Here is a 19,265-nt window from a genome sequence, read left to right as displayed (position 1 = left end):
CCGGATCGGCCAGCACAGGGACGACACCCGTGATCGCCGTGCCGTCAAGCCGCGTAAAGGTATCCGTCAGCACCGGATCGCTGAGCGTCACATTGCCAAGGTTCGTCGCCGTTAGCGTAAACACCAGCGTGTCATCCACAGCCGTACCGCCCTGCGTCAGAATCTTCTCAAGCTCCAGCGCCGGGGCAGGCGCAATCAACAGCTCCGTCGGATCGTCAACCGTGTTCCCGTCCGTGTCGTTGCCGTCGTCGGAGACGTCACTGACGGGCGTGCCGTTCGGGTCCTGCGTGGTTGCGGTGACACTGTTGGCAAGACCGCCTGCGTCGATATCCGCCTGCGTCAGGGTGTGGGTGACCTCGTAGACCCAAACTTCGGTCGGATCAAACCTGCCGTTGTCGGTGCCCACACTATCGGCCGTCCGCACGGCGGAGAGCTGTGGCGATACGGGCGTCGCAGCAGGGTCGAGACGGCGCAGATCCTCGGTCAGGGCTGGCGGGTCGAGGCTGACATTGCCGAGGTTCGTCACCTCAATGCGGTAGGTCAGGGCCTCACCCGGGATCAATTCCGCAGGTTGGGACGCGATGACTTTGGTCGTTTGCAGCTGTGGCGCAGCGGCGATCGCGAATGGCGTCGGGTCGTCACCGTCCCCCGCCCCGTTGTCGGACACCTCTGTTACCGGATCACCCAGCGGATCAGCCGCCGTTACGGTCACGCTGTTGGCAATCCCGCCTGCGTCGATATCGCTTTGCGTGAGCGTGTAGTTGACGGAATAGCTACGCACCTCACCGATTTCGAAAACACCGACGGCATCGTTGTCACCGCCCGTCAGGGCCAGCGCAGGTTGGCCCACCAACGCGTCGGTATTGATCTGGCGGACCTCGTCAGTCAGCACGGGTTCGCCCAAGGTCACGTTGCCCGTATTCGTCAGCGTGATCTGGAACTGGATTTCTGTGCCAGCCACAGCATTGGCGGGGGCCAGAGAAATGGTCTTTATCGCCACCATCTCTGGCCGCTGCGGATCAAGATCGACGCGCGCCCGCGCGATACCGACAGGCCCAGCATCACCACCCGGCAAGGTCGAAGTCAACCGGACCGTGTTGCGCACCGCATTGCCGGAATCGATGTCATCCTGCGTAATTGTGTAGGTCGCCGTCAGCGTTGCCTCTGCGCCCGGATCAAGCGAGGCGATCACCCCACCGTCGCTGACTGCCAGCGTTTGTACTCCAGCAGCGCTGGTCTGGAAATCAACCAGTGTTATGTCCGACAACGTCACATTGCCAGGGTTTTGCACACGGTAGGTGTAGATGATTTCGGTCCCGACGGTGGCATCGGCGATCACCGACGGTGTCTTGGTGATGGAGATGTCGGGATTGACCGTGGCCGTGATAGTCTCGGTTGCTTGTGCTGTCAGGGGCGAGCCGCCGTATTCGTTGGCGACAAGAACATCAGCTATGTTCGTGACAAAACCTGCGTCCAGATCGGTCTGGTCAACCGTATCGCTGCCACGACAAATCAGCACTTCACCGGGCTGCAGTCCTGCCACTGGCAGCGCGTCACAGGTCACGGTGGCGATGCGGTCGTCGCTGATCGCAGGCAGTTGGTTGATCGTGACATTGCCAAGGTTCGCGACCTCATAGACGTAGCTAAGGGTCTGGCCCGGCAGGTTGAACGTCGGTGACCCGTCAGAGGCGGTGACCTCTCCTGATCCGGTTTTGGACAGGCCGATGCGCGGCTCCGCTGCGGGGCCCGTGATGTCGGACTGACCGGTTTCAACCAGCTCTGGCGCGCCGGGATTGGCGGGTTGCGCGCGTCCGGTGGCGATGTTGGTGATTGCTCCGCGATCAATATCACCCTGCTGGACGGTGTAAACAAAGATACAAGACTTGTCGGTCGCACCGGGTGCGAGGGTCGTAATGGGGCAGGTGCCAGGCACCAGATCATCCGTCACGCTGATATTGTTCAACGTGATGTTGCCGCTGTTCGTAACCGTCACGCGGAACGTCAAAGGCTCGCCAACACTGTTGAAATCGTCCTGACCGCTGCCGCGTTCCAGCGCCTTGGCAACCTGCATCGCGGGCAGTGGCGATGCCACGGGATAGGTGGTGCTATCCGTGCCAGTGACGGGCGTACCTTGTGTCGTCGTTGCGGCTGCGTTGGCGGTGTTGGCAATCGGATCACCTGCGTCGACATCCGCCTGCGTGACGTTATAGCTGCCCGTGCAGGTCAGCGCCTCGGTCGGGGCGAGCGTGACGGGTGCCGCAGTATCGCACGTCAATGCGCCGACAAACGGATCGGTGACGCGCACATCGGTCAGCGTCTGTGGACCGTCGTTTTGCGAAACGATGGTGAACTGAATCACATCACCTGCGTCGGCGTCCTGACCTGCGTCAGTCAGATTTTCGGCTGTCTTAGTCACAACCAGCACGGCTACCGAGCCCGCCTCAATCGCGACCCGATCGACGGGGGACTCGACCACCTCGCCCGCAAATTCGGACCGGGCAAAAGCATTGTTGATGACAAAACCGCGTGTGAACCCCGGACGGAGCGCATCAATATCGGACTGCTGCACGGTGTAACTGCCAGTACAGGTGATGTCGTCACCCGGATTTAGCGGGTTGGCCCCGTCCACCACTGGGCAGACGATGGGCGTCGTGATCTTGTCGTCAACAATCTCGACAGGCTGCACAAAGGCAGGCGGGATCGGACCGCTAGAGGTATTGGTCACCAGGAATTCGTAATTGATGACATCGCCCGCCTGCGTGAACGCGCCATTCGTGGCCGTTTTCGCGATCGACAAGGTTGGCTCTGCGCCGATCGGGATCGTCAGCGACTGCGGGTCGGAGGTGGTCACACCGTTGCTGGCGCGGGCACTGTTGGTCACACTGCCTGCGTTCACATCGTTAACCGTAACGGTGTAGGTCGCGGTACAAAAGGTGCTGTCGCCCGGTGCCAGATCATTCAGACCGCAATCAATCGGACCCGCAATTTTATTGTCGGTGATCGTGATCGGACCAGTGATCGTCGTATTGCCGGTATTGGCCACATCAAACCGGTAGGTCGCGATTTGCCCCGGGGAAAAGATCGCAAGGCTATCCAGCGTTTTGACGATCGTCAGATCTGGGCGCTGCACAGCGTTGACGGTTTCTGTGCCTGGCACCTGAGTGACGACGGCGGCACCGTCGAACTGCGTCGCCGCATCAGCGTTGTTGGCAAAGAACCCGCGGTCCACATCCGCTTGTGTCGGGGCGTAGGGCAGCTCGCAAGTGACAGTGCCGCCGGGCGCAACCGGGGCCGTCGTACAGGTCAGCGGCGTCGCAGAAATCAGCGGATCACTGACAGTGATCGGGTTTGTCGTGGTCACATTGCCGGTGTTCTCGACGATGAACTCGTAGACCAGGTTGTTAGGGTTTGCCGGATCAGCCAGATCGCCCGGCGCGTCAAAGCTGGTGGCCGTGCCCGGCTTCACCCGTTTGGTGATCGCAAGCGCTGGCAGCTGGTTGGCCGTCACGGTGACGGTTTCAGTATTTGACGACACGGCAGCCACACCGATCGGATAGGTCGCTGATGTCGTGACCGGCTGGTCAACCGATGCGGTGGCCACGTTCACGATTTCACCGGCATCAAGGTCCGACTGATCGACCGTATCGGTGGCGGTACACAGCAGATCATCGCCCGGTAACAGACCGCCAACAGGCAGCGAGGGACAGGTGACAGCGACCTGATCGTCAGACACCCGGATCGGCGCAGTCAGCGTGATGTTGCCGTCGTTGGTGACAAGGTAGTCGTAGCTCACGCTCTGGCCAAGTGTATCAAACCCGGCCCCCGCTGTCGCCGTTTTCACCATGGATAGAACGGGCAGCTGGTCAGGCCCCTGCAACGTGACGGTGTCAGACGCTGTCACAGGGGCCCCTGCCCCGCGTGTTGTCCGACCTGTCGCTGTCGCCGTGTTTTCCAACGTGCCTGCGTCCACATCCGCCTGCACCACGGTATAGGTATCGGTCAGCGGCGCGCCATCTGCGCAGAGGGTTGTTTGCGCACCAGCCGCCAGATCGGGCAAGGCACAGGTGAAACCTGTGAGCCCATCGACAAGGCTCAGCCCCGTCAGCGTGACATTCCCCGTGTTGGCTACGGTAAAGCTGTAGCTTTCGGTGGCAGGCAGGTTGTCAAAGCTGCCGGTGGCATCGTCCTCAACCTTGGTCACTGTCAACGCGGGCGCTTCGGCCGGGCCCGTCACCACGACCGTATCAGCGCCAGAGATCGGCGCGCCGTCCACACCGGACCCGGTAAAGCTGGCGTTGTTTTCGATCTGGCCAGCGTCCACGTCCGCAGGCTGCACCGTATAGCTGCCACGGCAGCTGTTATCGGTCGCACCGGGGGCAACGCTTGTAATCTCGCAGGAATAGGTCGCACCCAGCAGCGGGTCGACGATGGTGATATTGGTCAGCGTAACGTTGCCCGTGTTTTCAAAGCTGAACGTGAAATCAACGATCTCACCGACGGCGGCAAAGCTCGCCGGGGCGGTTTTTTCGAACACAAATGTCGCCACTCGTCCGTCAGCGGTAGCGGTCGCACTGGCGGGCGCATCGACCGCGCCGGGCGCCGATGCGACAGCGTCGTTTGTATAGCTGCCAGCGTCGAAATCAGCCTGCAACAGCACCCGCGACGCGGCGCAGGTGGTCGTGTCCACAGCACCGGGGGCCAGCGTTGCGATGCTACAGGTATAGCCCAGATCGGGGTCCACGACCGATATATTGTCCAACGTAAGATTGCCGGTGTTTTCAACGGCAAAAACATAGTCAGCGGTCTGACCTGCGGCGGTAAAGGTCGCGTCACCCGTTTCCTGAACAGTGACAGATTTGGTCAGCGTCAGCGCGCGGATGGCGGCGGCAGGATCAATTGCGGTCGTTTCCTGCGCTGTCTGGGACACGGTCCCTGCGGCTTGTGTCGATGCGATCGCGGATACAGTATTCAACACCTCTTCGGCGTCCAGATCGGCCTGCGTCACCGGATAGCTGCCAGTACATTGCACGTTGCCGCCGGGGGCAATCGTCCCGGTCTCATTCGATGTCGCAGAGCCCACACAGGTGATCGCCACGATCTTGGGATCCGTCAGAACGACATTCGTTAGCGTCAGAACCGACGTGTTCGTGACGACGAAGTCATAGTTGATCAGATCACCAACCGCCGCAAAGTCGTTGGTCGCCGTTTTGGTCAGGGTAAAGCTGGGTTCGACAGCTGCATTCAGCGGCACAGTCGCCGAGGCAGGCGGCACGACCTGCGTTTCCTCATCGGCGTCGCCATCGTTATAGACCAGCGTCAGATTTGCCGTGTTGGTATAGCTGCCAGCATCGACATCTGCCTGGGTCACGGTCCGGCGCACGGTGCAAGTAAAGCTCGTTTGTCCGCCACCGTTAGCCCCAACCGGGCTGATACGATTGGGAAGATTACAGTTACCGACCAGAGTAACACCCGGATCGTCAAAGACGAACAGGTCACGGCTTTGCCCACCAGATCCACCCGAAAAGATCGAGGTGCCGTCCGTTGGCGCCTTGGGGAAGATTGTGGTGTCACCCGTATTGGTGAACGTCAGTTGAAAATCAACGTTTTCCCCAATGGATGCGTAATCTGCATCAATTGCCGTTTTTTCCAAAAGGAAATCGAACGTACCTTCTTGCGGGATGATCGCGGAATCGGTGTTCGAATTTGTGCCGTCGCCGCCTGTCGCAAAGGCATTGTTGCGCACCTGCTGTGCAACCAGATCAGCCTCGGTCACCTGATAATCGGCTGTACATTGTGCGGCGGCGCCAACGGCAATGGCATTGGTGGTGCAGGTAAAGGTGTTGGGGGTCAGGCGGTCGTCGGTCACCGTGATCGGGCCAGGTATCGTGACATTGCCCGAGTTGGTCACATCGTAGGTATAGGTGACCAGTGGCTCGCCTGCGAATTGAAGTGGCGTGACCGACGGCGCGGTCTTCACAATCGCCAACGATGGGTTCCGCTCGCCGGTGACGGTCAGGCTTTGGGGGTCGGACAGGACTTGCGCGCTACCCACACCTGCGGGGGCGGTGGCCTCTGCTGTGGCGGTGTTCGAAACGGCTCCGGCGTCCAGATCAGCCTGAGTGACGGAGTAGTCTGCTGTACAGGTCAGCGTGCCGCCCGGTGCAATCGGGCCTGCGGGGCATGTCACAGCAACGGGCGTCACCGCAGGTGCCGTTGTCGCGTCGTCAACCAGCGGCGCCGTCAGCGTCACGGTGCCCGTGTTGGTCAGAATAAAATCATAGCTCAGCACCTGACCGGGTGCGGTGAATGACGTGGGCGAGCTGGCAGAGAGCGCCTTGGTCAGTGTCAGTTCAGTGGTCACAACAGCATTGACTGTCACGTCATCGGCCGCGCTGGCGGTCTGCCCGGCAACGGTAATGCTGGCTGTCGCCTCGTTCGGGCGCGTGCCATTATCCAGATCAGACTGAAGGATCGTGTAGCTCGCCTCGCAAACGACCGTGCCACCGGGTGCCACTACACCTGACGGACAGGTCGCCCCGCCTGTCAACGTATCCGTCACAGTGGGAGGTCCCGGCCATGTGACCGTGCCGGTGTTGTTAATCGTAAAGCGATAGTCGATCATGTCGCCGACGGCGTCATAGGTCGATTGCAACGCTGATTTCACCAGCGTCAGATCAACTACCGCAACTTGACCAAGTAAGGATTCTGACGCGGTGGCCGTGATGGCGGCACCGCCCGGCGGCGTCGCGCGAACCGTTGCGGTATTTTGGAGCGGGTCACCGTCATTGTTGAACGCATCAACGTCCGCCTGTTTGACCGTATAGGTCACAGTACAGCTGGCCGCGTTCGTTGTGTTATCTGCGGATAGCGGCAGAAGCGTCGGGAATTCGCATGTCTGCCCCGGTGTCTTGGGGTCGGTGATCAGCAAATTGCGCAGGGTCGTGTTGCCCGTATTGCGCGCTGTCAGAGTGTAGGTCACCTGCGACCCGACCGGACCAAACGGATCTGGCGCGCCAACCTTTTCCAGCGTGATTGCGTTATTCTGGGCGGGCCCGGTCGTCGTCGCGGTATCGCTGACCGCGCCCAATTGACCGAATTCAGGCGTGCCGTTCGCGGTCGCGATATTGGTGACTGTGCCAGCGTCGATATCGGCCTGGGTAATTGTGTAGGTGCCCGTACAGGTCAGCTCGTTTGCGGCGGGATCGTTGCCACGCGTTCGGCGCAAAGAGTTCTGCGGCGGCGCAGGACAGACCACGTTCGGGATACGGTCATCCTGAACCGTAATGTCGTCGATATCGACCGACCCGATGTTGCGCACCACATAGGTGTAATCGATGACGTCGCCGACCTGGCTGTAGGTCACATCGGCGGGATCAATCGTTTTTTCGAATTCATACCCCGGCGCGACGGTCCGTAGGTCCTCTCGCGGCAAGGATGCGCCAAAGGTGAAGTTCCAGAAGTTGTCATTGGGATCACGGTCAAAGACCTGCGACAGCGTCTGGTTCGTTTGCAGGATATTCGCCAGAAGCGCCGCGTTTGTGCTGGAAAACCACCCTGTATCAAATGTCTCGTTGCCAAAGCCCTGCTGCTGGCCAAAGCTGGTTGTGCCCGCCTCGTTTGTGCTTTGGGTGGTGACATTCGACCAATTGCCGACATTGAAGCCATTGAGGATCAGAAAGATGTCGTTGCGATCAAATCCGCCGACTTGGGTGTCGCCGTCAAAGGCTGAAAATCGGATATCAACACGGGCGATGGCACCACCGAAATATCCGCTGCAATCGCGGAATCCACAGTCGAGCGCGATGGGATCGTTGATAGTAAACGGGTTGCCACGAAACCGCGCAGGATTGCCGTCATTCTGGAAACCAACAAACGCCCCGTCCGGATTTGAAAACTGGTAATAGATGTTGCCGTTGACGCCCGTCATCACGATGGCCACGCCGCCGGCCTCTGGGTATTCGGCCGGAAGCTGCACACCTGTGCCTGGTACTGTCATTGTAAAGGGTGTCGCGGCGGCGATCGTTGGCACAAAAAACAGCAGAGACAAAAGCAGCAGCGCAATCATCCGGCTAACAAGCACAAACAGATCCGCCTTGCGGTTTTCCAACATTGATACTGATCCGTTACCTGTAGAACTCCGGCGGTGCGCACCGCCATCAACGCCGCTCTTGCATTGGGGTGCTCTTGAAATGGCACCTGACGAAGGCAGTAGCGCAAAAAATTGTGTCTGGCTCAATCAAAAACCCACAACGTGAAATTTGCTGTTTCCTTTTGGCAACGCCATGCTTTGCCTTAGGTGTTCAGTCCGGGCATTCGGTGGATCGGATCGACGATGAATCTGTCTGGCTCTGACTTCCAGATTTTGCAGATGTATTCGCAGGGCGTGAGCCCGCTGAGGGTCTTGAGCCGGCGAGTAAGTTTTAGGCTGCCATGAAGTCTGCGAGGTGTGTGCAGCTGATCATAGCTGTCTTAGTGATAGCGTTTGACGGTTGCGTCCTTAATTGTGCGGTTCATTCTTTCGACCTGACCGTTGGTCCACGGGTGGTTGGGCTTGGTGAGCCTATGCTCAATCTCATTTGCCTCGCAGATCATGTCGAACCGCATCTACCTGGATGATGCGGTATTGCGGTTGCGGGTATGCTCGGCGAACTCGATCGCGTTGTCCGTCAGGATCGTATGGATGCGGTAGGAAACGATGAGCATTTGGTTATGGTCACGGACCATGATGTATTTGGCCAAGAGGTCACGTTTGCGCTTTCCTGTGCCGATCTCAACACGTCATTCGTCGTATCCTGCGATGTCCGCGAGAAACTTATCAGTCGCATGCAAGGTCTTAAACGAACCGTTGTTAAAGTTTTCCCCGAGGCCGAAACCGTCGAAGCCCTGTGAGCTCATCCGCAAATCGAAAGCGCCTGAGATACCGTACGAGAAAGAGGATGGGAGGTCGTATGGCATTGAGACCGTTTCCCGGGGGGGCGATTACCCACTTCGTCGAAGAGGACGCAGTGGAGCCAGAGCCGACCTGCGGCGACGCAGTAAGCCGAATGCCCGGCGGGCCTATGCGAAGGTTGAGGTGCCCCTAAAGGAACCTAATAACTCCGTGGTCGTTCGCTCGCATACACCTTTGCAGATGAGGTCACCCACCAGCTTTTTAAGGAAGCTAAATGCGTTGCATCGCTCGATACATTCTCATCACGAGTCTTTGGATCTCGACAGGGCTATTCAATGCCGCTGCTGCTCAGGACGCAGTTTTCGAGAGCAATGTGCTCAATGTTGGGCTGGGCGAGGTGCCAGATACAGTAGATCGGAGTTCTCCGCAGTCGACGCTGGAAGCTCTCTTGGATCTTGCCGAACTGCAGGATTTCAAATCCGCCGCTCACCTGCTGAACCTTTCACCAGTTCCAGTCTCGGAACAAGCTGAGAAGGGCCCGGAACTCGCCGAGAAGCTTTATGAGATCATCACCAGGAAGGTCGTGATCGACTGGACCGATTTAATTGATCGACCTGACGGTATGGATGCCAACGCCACCACGGATGGTGCGGTTGCCGGCCAAGCAAGACGGTCAATTCTTCTTTGGGTTCTAATCATCGACGTTCGGCCATATCCTATCAGACTGGACCGAATTCAGGTTGGTGACACCCCGCCAGTCTGGGTGTTTTCCCAGAGGTCGGTCGCCAATATCGAGAAACTGCACGCGAAATTCCGCCCGTCCCGGCTGGAGGAGGCTCTACCGGGGTGGACACGCGAAATCGCATTCTGGCACCTCATGTGGTGGGAGGTGTTTGGAATCCCTCTTATGCTCGTGCTGGCAGGGTTGTCAGGCGTATTGACACACAAGGCGCTTTCTCGCGTGGCTGACAACGCACGGCGTAGTTTCAGAACAGAGATTGTTCAGTCAACCAGGATGCCCGCGATGATCTTCGTTATGACGACGATCATCGCGGGCATCAGCGCGATGTTCGTATTCTCTGGCGGGGTCTCGACATTCATCTCGCCGTTTCTAGCGCTAGGGTATGTCCTGACCACCCTGGTCTTGGTCATCAACGTTATCGACAGGATCATCGACCGGCTGGTTGATTTCGATGACGTGTCCTTAAAGAGTGCCCAACACGACGGGCGACGTTCGATGGCAACAAAAATATCGCTGGCGCGTCGTATCCTGATCGTCGCCATCTTTGTTATGGGTGCCGGTATTGTCATGACCGAAGCCAACCTTTTTCGGACTTTCGGGTTCTCCCTTCTGGCTTCGGCCGGCGCTCTGACTCTCATCCTCGGTTTCGCGGCGCGCGAGGTGCTCTCAAATATCATGTCGTCCATGCAGATCGCTCTCAATCAGTCGGCGCGCATCGGGGACAAAGTGCTCTTCAAAGATCACGTTTGTCACGTTGAACGGATCAATTTCACTTTCGTCCAGTTGCGTGTTTGGACAGGTGTGCGGCTCGTTGTCCCCGTGACGGAGTTCGTGGCAGAGACTTTCGAGAATTGGACGCTTCAGGAAACAAACATGAAGCGCCTTATTGAGGTGAAGGTCGCACATACCGCGGATGTCGAAAATCTCCGTCAGATTTTTTATGATGTGATCGAAACCGTGGATGCCGAGGAGCTAGGCGACAAGGATGAGCATTTGGTTATGGTCACAGATCATGACGTATTTGGCCAAGAAGTCACGTTTGCGCTTTCTTGTGCCGATCCCAACACGTCGTTCGTCGTATCCTGCGATGTCCGCGAGAAACTTATCAGTCGCATGCAAGGTCTAGAACGAACGGGTGTTGAAGTTTTCCCCGAGGCCGAACCCGTCGAAGCCGTGTGAGATCATCCGCAAATCGAAAGCGCCTGAGATACCACATGAGAAAGAGGATGGGAGATCGTAAGGCATCGAGACCGTTTCAGTTGGCTGCGGTCAAGGTGCGATCACCCACTTCGTCGAGGAGGTGGACCTGTCGCGGATTAATGCCGCTCCTTTCATTGCATTTACTGCAACAAAGAAGATTGACTATCAAACAGAGGCGGACGGACGAATTCCAGCAAGTTCCGGTGCGGAACATTTACATCACTCGACTAAAGCGCAAGCCCAGTCCCAAAGTGGTCGGGCCGCAACCTTGGCCTTTAGGAGGATAGCGACGCTAGCCTCCGGCTAACTGCGATTGGCGAAAAGTCAGAGGCCAGTGCAGATGTATCTGCCGGTTTCGGACCTTCGTCATCGTATCCTTGAAATGATAATACAGGGATACAGCGCGCTGACCCTAACATGACGGATGGTCATTCGTCGCCTGCCTCGTAGAGGTGTAGAACCGCATTTTCCATCACTCCGCCGATATGCGTGAACGGCGTGCCGCCAGCAACAAAGGTATCGATACTCAAATTCGGAAAAGGTTCCAAGATCAGAGGAGGCGCGCACTGCTTCCACAAAATTGGGACCCGGCGACACCTCTGCCTTTTTGACCCAAAGTGCCACCAGAGACTTATTCGCACCGATCTCCTCAGCCGTTTCGCGGATCCCAGCTCCTTCCTGAATTTTTTTGACCGCAAGCAGCCTCAGCCCATCAGGCCATGTCCGCCGGCCAGACGTGGAAACTGGGATAGTGAAACCCCATATCTTCACCTCTCGCGTCGCGCCGTTATCCATTGTGATGTTCTCCATACCTTCAATGGAGACACCATCGCAAAACCCTTATTTTATTGAAACATGGGGTCTTTGCACCGCTTACTATACAAAGACCAACGATCCGTAGTTTCATTTTGTCAGACATTGACCAGATCCTTCGTATTCATAGCGATTTCTGTGCTGACTTTTGGCATGACGGCAACGACCACGTTGCCCATTTTCCGCCCAGTATCGACATGAGCATGGGCCGCTCGCATATCGTCAAATGCGTAACGTCTGTCGATGACGGGACGAAGGATGCCTTGCGCTGCGAGATCTACGACCGCCTCCACTATTTCACGGCTCTCTGTTGCGACCCCGCCGACCATTTTCTTTCCTTTGATGGTCGCTTTGAGGCCCCCAAAGAACATGTCCGATGTCTTGCCCGCAATAAGAACCATCTTTCCACCAGGACGGATGGCGTGTTGGGCTTGTGACCATGGCAGGGTTCCAACAGCATCGATCACCATATCATATTGAACACCATCTTCGACAATGCTCTCAGTCCTGTAGTCGATGACGCGGTCTGCCCCCAGCTTCTGCACCAAGTCGGTATTCTTGCCGCTGCAAACAGCAGTGACCTTTGCCCCGAGATGCTTTGCGATTTGCACGCTGGCTGAGCCTACGGAACCGGACGCACCATTGATCAGTACTCTATCACCGGACTTCAGCTTGGCCTTGTTGACAAGAAAGTCATAGGCCGTTGTTCCACCAAACGGTATGGCGGCGGCTTCTGCGAAGCTGACGGTGTCAGGCTTCTTGGTCAGCTTTCCATCCGCCGGCATTGTGATGAACTCGGCATGTGCGCCGAAGCTTGCTCCGGGGAACCCGATGACTGCATCGCCTGCTTGGAATGTAGAGACCTCTGATCCGACCTTATCGATGATGCCGGAGAACTCTGTCCCAAGGATCGGTTTGCGGGGACCCGTGATGCCGAAGACCAACCGCCCCAACAGCCCAAGACCTTTTGGCATCGTGAGGCTGCGTGCGCGCCAGTCACCGGCGCTGACCGTCGTCGCGACAACCCGGATCAGAACCTCATCTGGCTTTGCGATCGGTGTGGGGACCTCGATGCGTGAAACGACGTCGGCAGATCCGTATTGGGAATAGGAATAAGCAAGCATGAGATGTCTCCTCTAGGCCGCAACAGATGCGGATTGATGGGTTTTGGGGGTAAGGCGGCCTCCGCGGATCAGCAGCCAAAGGCCAAAGCTGATCTCGGAGATCGAGACGATGACGAGCAACGCGATGAAGGTGTAGTTGATGGCTGCCACATCGACGAAGGTCAGTTTCGCGATGCCTTGGATCAGATAGCCAAAGGCTCCTACGAACAGCCCCTTTCCTAAAAGATGTGGAACAACGTCAGACTTCAGGATCAGCCAACCAAGGGCGAGAAGATGGACACCAAAGAAGAGCTGCCAGATGAAGACGCCCATGGCCTGCGCCTCGAAGCAGAATTGAGCCATTGCATGAAGTTGCGCGGTGTCCCGTTCGGTCGGTTGCGTCAGCAGAACATATGGCATCACCCAGAGCAGCAGGTTGATCCCCATGACCGTGATCATGCCCGCCCGGGAAATCAGGGCAGCCATCGCCATCTTTGGTCCGACGTGTCGGAACATCTGATAAAGGATCGCCGTGATAGCTAGTTCAAATAGGATCACGGCGCTGTCAGCCAGAACGCCAAGCTGAAAGAGACCTCGATTAGCCAAGAGATTGGCACTTGAAATGGCGCCATCGGCAGCCACGATTTGCATCGGCACATATCCAATGCTGAAACCACCGCAGATCGCAATGGCCAGATAAAGGCCTCCTGCGGCGCGGGCCGCTTGTGGGTCCCAGTGTTGCGTTGCGTTATTCATGGCGTTTCCTTTCACGGTTGCGCCGGACTGGGTCAGCCTCGCTGTCAGTGACCGGCAGAGCGTTAGCTTGTTCTTGGGATGGGTGTACGTCTGACCGTGAACCATGCGAATTGACCAATTCTCTAATTTTGATATGCAGATTTGCATGGATTGGCGGTCGGTAAAGTTTGACTGGAATAAAGCCCGCGCTTTTTTGGTGACGGCGGAAGAAGGATCACTCTCTGCTGCCGCGCGCGCATTGGGCATGGCGCAGCCGACCCTTGGGCGGCAGGTTGATGGTTTAGAGCAGGAACTTGGGGTCGTGTTGTTCGAACGTGTCGGTCGGGGGCTGACCCTGACGCCAAGCGGCATGGAGTTGTTGGAGCACGTGCGCGGCATGGGTGAGGCTGCTGGCCGGGTCTCTTTGGTCGCGCTGGGTCAGTCGCAGGCGCTGGAGGGGCCAATCAGCATTTCGGCAAGCGAGACTTATGCGGCTGTGCTGCTACCGCCGATCGTGACGAAGCTACGCAAACTAGAACCCGGCATCCACGTTGAGATTGTTGTCTCTAACCACGCCAGCGACCTGTTGCGCCGGGAAGCCGATATCGCGATCCGCAATTTCCGACCGACCGAACCTGACTTGATCGCCAAGAAGATCGGTATGGCCGATGCTATTCTTTATGCCACGCCTGACTATGTTGCAAAACTGGGCAATCCAAAGACGCCTTACGATCTCCGGCACGCTGACTTCATTAATCTGGATCGCAGCGGCGGCATGTTGAAAGGCCTCAATAGTCTGGGCCTTGGTCTGACCGAAGCAAACTTTCCGCTGCTAACCGAGAGCTATCTGGTGATGTGGGAATTGGTAAAGCAAGGGGCGGCCATTGGTGTTCTGGATGCGCAGATTGGCGATGCAGAACCTACCGTTGTGCGTGTCCTGCCAGATTTAGAGCCGCTGCAATTTCCGATCTGGCTTGTGGCGCACCGCGAACTGACAACAAGCCGCCGTATTCGGCGCGTCTATGATTTTCTGATTGAAGAACTGAAAAGATAAGCAAACTGCGGCTTCTGATGTGGGTTGCAGCCAAGGCTATGCATAGCGCACCCGGTGAACACCATCACCGAACATGACGTGTCGCTTACGAAACGTTGACCCTGCGACCACTTTCGGCGTCGTGATCCGATCCATTCTGAAATGGCGAAAATCTTGTCGCTCTGGGTCCCAAGCAACAAGGTACCAAAGTGGCGGAAGAACGAGCATTGCCTGCGGCTCAACCTCGCGTTCCGAGCGGACCCCACGAGCATCAGAATAATGAAAGCGTAAGTAATTTCTGTTCAGAAACGCGTCCTCGAATGCCGAAAGCAACGCAGGATCGGACACTGTAATATCAGAAACATCAACCTCTGGGGCCAACGGACCAACATAGAGACACTCTAGCAGACGCCGCAAATCGCGCAGCTTATCAGGCGGCAGCGTTTTCTCGATCTTGGCCAGTCCCGCATCGGCCAGCCGCGAAAACGGAAGCTGCCCTGCCGCCTGCATACTTGCCACGCTGATCACCAATGCGAACACTTCGGTCACGGTCAGACGCGCGGCGGTTTGCACGGAGCGTGTATCCATCGATACCCCACCGCCCCGGCCTTGTTCGGTATCAATAACGAACCCTTCATCCCGCAGCGCTGCGATATCGCGCAGGATAGTGCTGCGCGATGCCCCAACCTCTTCGGCCAGACCCTTGATCGTCGCCGACCCCGAGCGTCGCAGGGAGCGGACAATCGCGTCCTGTCGTGCTCTGCCATTCATGAGGACGACCATAGCATAAAAGGTGTCAGTTTATGATACCTTTATAATCTACGATGTTGCTTGACCCAAATTAACGGAGACAAAGCAATGTTAGACACCACCAAGTTCCCTGCGCCCACATTCGTGGACGTCAACGGTGTGACCCTCGAGGTTTTCGAAGCCGGTCAGGAAAATAAAGACAATCCGATTGTCCTGTGCCACGGCTGGCCAGAGCACGCCTTTTCCTGGCGTCATCAGATGCCGGCCTTGGCGGCGGCTGGCTATCACGTCATCGTGCCCAACCAGCGCGGCTACGGCAATTCTTCGTGCCCTTCGGAGGTAACGGACTACGACATCTCGCATTTGACCGGAGATCTTGCCGCTCTTCTTGATCACTTCGGCTACGACGACGCGATCTTTGTCGGCCATGACTGGGGCGCAAATGTCGTCTGGAGCATGGCGCTTCTGCACCCAGCACGGGTCAAGAAGATCATCAATCTCGCACTGCCCTATCAGACGCGCGGCGAGACGCCGTGGATTGAAATGATGGAGGCATTCCTTGGTCCTGATAACTACTTCGTTCACTTTAATCGGCAGCCTGGCGTCGCGGATGCCATTTTGGACGCAAACGCTGATCGGTTCCTCCGCAATCTGTTTCGAAAGAATGTTCCACTAGCCCCGCCAGAACCGGGCATGATGATGATCAATCTTGCTCAGACCGCAGACGCGGCTGGCGAGCCCGTGATGAGCGATGTGGACCGCGCGGTCTTTGTCGCGGCTTTCGAACAGAATGGATTTACAGGCAGTATCAACTGGTACCGAAATATGGATCGCAACTGGCACATCCTTGCAGATGTCCAGCCGATCATCCGCAAGCCCGCACTAATGGTTTACGGCGAACAGGATATGATCCCAAAGTCTGAGACCCTTGCGGAGGTCGTACCGGGTGTCGACGTCGTTAGCCTCAATTGCGGGCATTGGATCCAGCAGGAATTGCCGGAAGAGACAACAAAGGCGATTTTGGACTGGCTTGCAGGTCAATGATGCAGGTAGGCGCAGACTTGACCGGCCTTCTTGATTAAGGCCGGTTCAAGGGCCTAGTGTTAGACGGCCTCTTGATATGAGTCCAAGCGATGACAGAACAAACAATGGCGGCGGGATTTGCGCGTAGCTTTTTGGACTACGCTTGCGAGAAGGGCGCAAAACGCGCCATCTTGCTCGCCGCCAGTGGCCTGACCAGGGATGATCTATCAGATCAGGACAGCCGCATACCCGAGGCCGCGTATAGGGCGATGATTGCTGCAGCAATGAAGCAGACTGGTGATACGTCGCTCTTATTGCGCCACACCTTTGAATCGCGCCTCGAAACCATCTCTGTCGTTGGGCAGATCGTGCACACTTCTTCATCGTTTCGGCATTCGATTGAGCAGCTCAATCGCTATCTGCACCTAATGGCCAGCGGGAAGCTGACATCCGGAACCGACCGATTTGAAGTTCTGCATGAGGGCGGCAGCCTTTGGATCGTCGATCATCTGGAAGTTTCACCTGAAGCATATCTGGCGACCGAAGCATCATTTGCCCGCTTCATCAGCGAGTTTCGCCGGTCATTTCCGGATGCAATATTCGAGATCGGGTTGGAGGTTACTTATCCGTCGCCGCCTCACGTGGGCCAGTATCCAGAATTGTTCCGTATCCCCGTGCAGTTCAATGCGCCCCGCAATGCACTTCAGATTGATCCAGTTTGGGACAGCCCCGCGACCCAGTTCGATCCAGGAAACACCTATGCCTTCGGCATTTTCACGCAACACGCAGACGCTTTGTTGAAAAAGCTGCGGGCCGATACGTCGATCCGCGCGCAGATCGAGGCCCAGATCCTGCCCAAGATGCATGAAGGGGCGATTTCGATGGACAGGGTGGCCAGTGACATCGCGATGAGCCGCCAGACATTGTACCGTCGCTTAAAGGATGAAGGTGTCACCTTCGCCGAAGTCCACGACGACCTTCGCCAGCGGATGGCGATGGAGTATTTGGAAGGCCAGAAGGTGACAGTAAACGAAACAGCCTATCTTTTGGGATTCTCTGAAGCATCTTCGTTTGTTCGTGCTTTCAAACGATGGACCGGCCTGAGCCCAACCGCCTACATCAATCAGGCGGCCTGACAGCACTCTGTTACCAAGTGTCAATTCGTTGATGCCTGCGGTCATGCCGCGACTCCTATAGGTTCGTTATCTGATCTCTCGACATTTCAACGAGAAAGATCAGACAATGAGAACGAAAATAACCATTTCCACTGCCATGCTAGCCTTGGTGGCGGCGTGCGCAGACAGCGGCGCGAACTACCAACCAATTCTCGATGGCGCACCGACACCAGCTTATCAGGCAGACTTGGATGCCTGTCAGGCATTGGCCCGCAATCAGACCCAATTCGATGAAGACACGATTGCTGCATCTGTTCTGGGCGCTGGTGTGGGTGCTGTTCTCGGTGAAGTTGACAGTGGCGACCCATTGGAGGGCGCAATTGCAGGTGCGCTTGCGGGTGGCGTTTCGGGTGCCGTTGACGCGAGTGAAAAGCGCGAGAGCATCGTCATTGAATGCCTGCGTGGCCGTGGCCATCGGGTTGTTGGGTAAGACCGGCGCAGGAGGTTCATCATGAAACGCATCCTCATCATCGGAGCCAGCAGTCCTCTCGGACGTTCCTTATGTGCGGAGTTCCAGCGACAGAGGTGGTACGTGATCGCCCTTGTTCGCAAGACCTGCCGCGCGAAGTTGCTCGCGGCGGACCAACTTGTTGAGGCGCGTTTTACCGACCCCGATGCCTTAAATGGGGTTATGACCGGTGCGACACTGGTCGTCTCCTGCCTTGGCATCAAGCATGAAGCCGACGCCGTAGATGGATGGCTCATCGACTATACAACGAAACTCAGCCTCCTAAGGGAGGCAAAGCGAGCAGCTGTCGAACAGTTTATATGCGTCGACCAATTGCATGGTCTTAGTAAAACGCAGGTCATGTATGCCCTCGGCCTAGACGCAGCTGAAGAGCCGCAGAAACAACAAGACCAATTCGAAAACACGAGCGCTATAATACCAACGGCGCGGATTCATAAATTTAAACCCGAAAGGACAAAATCATGACGATGCAACGTATTGGGGGCCTTGCCGCCCTGATCTGTGCCGCCACCTACATCTTTGGTTTCACCCTGCTTGTGACTGTATTCGCAGAGTCCGGCTTTGGCACAAACGACATCGATGCCGCCGGCGTGGTGCGTTTTACTGTCGATAATCAAGCACTCATGATTACATGGTTCACTGTGATCTACGTGCTCAACGCGCTGGCGCTTGCTGTGCTGGTTGTTGCATTGGCAAGCCGCTTGCGGGCCAAGTCGGCAGATTGGGCAACCATGACACTGGCCTTTGGCCTGATCTGGACGACGCTCGTCTTGGGCGCAGGCATGATCGGCAATGTCACAACCGAAACGATGGCTGCGATGGCTCCGAACGATTTTGAGAGTGCCGTTCAGACGTGGGAAGCACTGCACGCTGTTGAACTCGGTCTTGGTGGCGGAAACGAAATTGCTGGCGGGGTCTGGATCTTGTGCGTCAGTCTTGCTGGCATAATGCATCGCGCCTTTGGCAAGATCGTCGTTGGTCTGGGACTGCTTACAGGCATTGGTGGATTGCTGACCGTCTTTCCGCCGTTCGGTGAAATCGCGGGTGCTGTGTTTGGACTGGGGGCAATTGCATGGTTCATCGCCGTCGGTTTGGCGCTTTTGTTCAAGCGGAATGTCGTCTTGTCAGAACCCATGCAGAGCTAACGAACCGACCAGAACACTGAAAAACATGTAAGTTCATCGAGTGCGAAGGAGCGGGCACATGACAAAATCTTCGAGATTGGCACTTCGAGGCCCCTTGGGAATCGCACTCTTGGGTGCGGTGCCTGCATTACCGGGCGCGTTTGTCTTGGCTGGCATTTTGCAAGGCCCATACTGACCTGCCACTGAA

12 protein-coding genes and 1 pseudogene are annotated in these 19,265 nt (G+C 56.9%); 8 read left to right on the top strand and 5 right to left on the bottom strand.

Annotated features, from left to right (window positions below; translation table 11 throughout):
* On the bottom strand, window positions 1-8,110 hold an 8,110-nt coding region (locus LGQ03_RS13510), incomplete at its 3' end, for a DUF11 domain-containing protein (protein WP_226748823.1).
* A 182-nt stretch (window positions 8,111-8,292) separates the two neighbouring features.
* Window positions 8,293-8,580, bottom strand: a pseudogene (locus tag LGQ03_RS13505) (integrase core domain-containing protein); the annotation flags it as partial.
* Between the two features lie 57 nt (window positions 8,581-8,637).
* On the opposite strand from LGQ03_RS13505, the gene LGQ03_RS13500 reads away from it, so the two are divergent.
* Together LGQ03_RS13500 and LGQ03_RS13495 are read left to right on the top strand one after the other, a co-directional pair.
* Window positions 8,638-8,889, top strand: a complete 252-nt coding sequence (locus LGQ03_RS13500) for a hypothetical protein (RefSeq protein WP_177172739.1) — start codon at window positions 8,638-8,640, stop codon at window positions 8,887-8,889.
* 275 nt (window positions 8,890-9,164) lie between these two features.
* Entirely contained in the window at window positions 9,165-10,811 is a 1,647-nt protein-coding gene (locus LGQ03_RS13495; RefSeq protein WP_226748822.1) for a mechanosensitive ion channel family protein, read from the top strand.
* A 932-nt stretch (window positions 10,812-11,743) separates the two neighbouring features.
* Here the strand turns inward: LGQ03_RS13495 and LGQ03_RS13490 are convergent.
* Window positions 11,744-12,769, bottom strand: a complete 1,026-nt coding sequence (locus tag LGQ03_RS13490; protein WP_090158671.1) for an NAD(P)-dependent alcohol dehydrogenase — start codon at window positions 12,767-12,769, stop codon at window positions 11,744-11,746.
* Window positions 12,770-12,781: 12 nt separating this feature from the next.
* Window positions 12,782-13,504, bottom strand: a complete 723-nt coding sequence (locus LGQ03_RS13485) for a DUF4386 domain-containing protein (RefSeq protein ID WP_226748821.1) — start codon at window positions 13,502-13,504, stop codon at window positions 12,782-12,784.
* A 133-nt stretch (window positions 13,505-13,637) separates the two neighbouring features.
* On the opposite strand from LGQ03_RS13485, the gene LGQ03_RS13480 reads away from it, so the two are divergent.
* Window positions 13,638-14,537, top strand: a complete 900-nt coding sequence (locus LGQ03_RS13480; RefSeq protein WP_090158669.1) for a LysR family transcriptional regulator — start codon at window positions 13,638-13,640, stop codon at window positions 14,535-14,537.
* A 36-nt stretch (window positions 14,538-14,573) separates the two neighbouring features.
* Here the strand turns inward: LGQ03_RS13480 and LGQ03_RS13475 are convergent, their stop codons facing one another.
* Complete coding sequence (locus LGQ03_RS13475) at window positions 14,574-15,287, bottom strand: helix-turn-helix transcriptional regulator (protein ID WP_090158755.1); 714 nt, start codon at window positions 15,285-15,287, stop codon at window positions 14,574-14,576.
* 87 nt (window positions 15,288-15,374) lie between these two features.
* On the opposite strand from LGQ03_RS13475, the gene LGQ03_RS13470 reads away from it, so the two are divergent.
* The 5 genes from LGQ03_RS13470 (at window position 15,375) to LGQ03_RS13450 (ending at window position 19,078) form a co-directional block, all read left to right on the top strand.
* The gene (locus LGQ03_RS13470; protein WP_226748820.1) at window positions 15,375-16,310 is read left to right on the top strand and encodes an alpha/beta fold hydrolase; all 936 of its coding nucleotides are present in this window, start codon (window positions 15,375-15,377) and stop codon (window positions 16,308-16,310) included.
* A gap of 89 nt (window positions 16,311-16,399) precedes the next feature.
* The gene (locus tag LGQ03_RS13465; protein ID WP_226748819.1) at window positions 16,400-17,425 is read left to right on the top strand and encodes a helix-turn-helix domain-containing protein; all 1,026 of its coding nucleotides are present in this window, start codon (window positions 16,400-16,402) and stop codon (window positions 17,423-17,425) included.
* A gap of 106 nt (window positions 17,426-17,531) precedes the next feature.
* Window positions 17,532-17,894, top strand: coding sequence for a glycine zipper family protein (locus tag LGQ03_RS13460; protein WP_090158666.1), 363 nt, complete (start codon window positions 17,532-17,534; stop codon window positions 17,892-17,894).
* Between the two features lie 21 nt (window positions 17,895-17,915).
* A complete protein-coding gene (locus tag LGQ03_RS13455) occupies window positions 17,916-18,398 on the top strand; it encodes an NAD(P)H-binding protein (protein ID WP_226748818.1) in 483 nt (160 codons plus the stop codon).
* On the top strand, window positions 18,395-19,078 hold the full coding sequence (locus LGQ03_RS13450; RefSeq protein ID WP_090158664.1) for a DUF4386 family protein: 684 nt from the start codon (window positions 18,395-18,397) through the stop codon (window positions 19,076-19,078). The genes LGQ03_RS13455 and LGQ03_RS13450 overlap by 4 nt, the downstream gene beginning before the upstream one ends.
* The last annotated feature ends 187 nt before the right edge of the window (window positions 19,079-19,265 follow it).

Source organism: Loktanella gaetbuli, from assembly GCF_020531945.1.
In the GTDB taxonomy this organism is placed as follows: Bacteria; Pseudomonadota; Alphaproteobacteria; order Rhodobacterales; family Rhodobacteraceae; genus Loktanella; species Loktanella gaetbuli.
The sequence above is the reverse complement of the archived record's forward strand: the minus strand, read 5'-3'. Positions and strand labels throughout refer to the sequence as shown.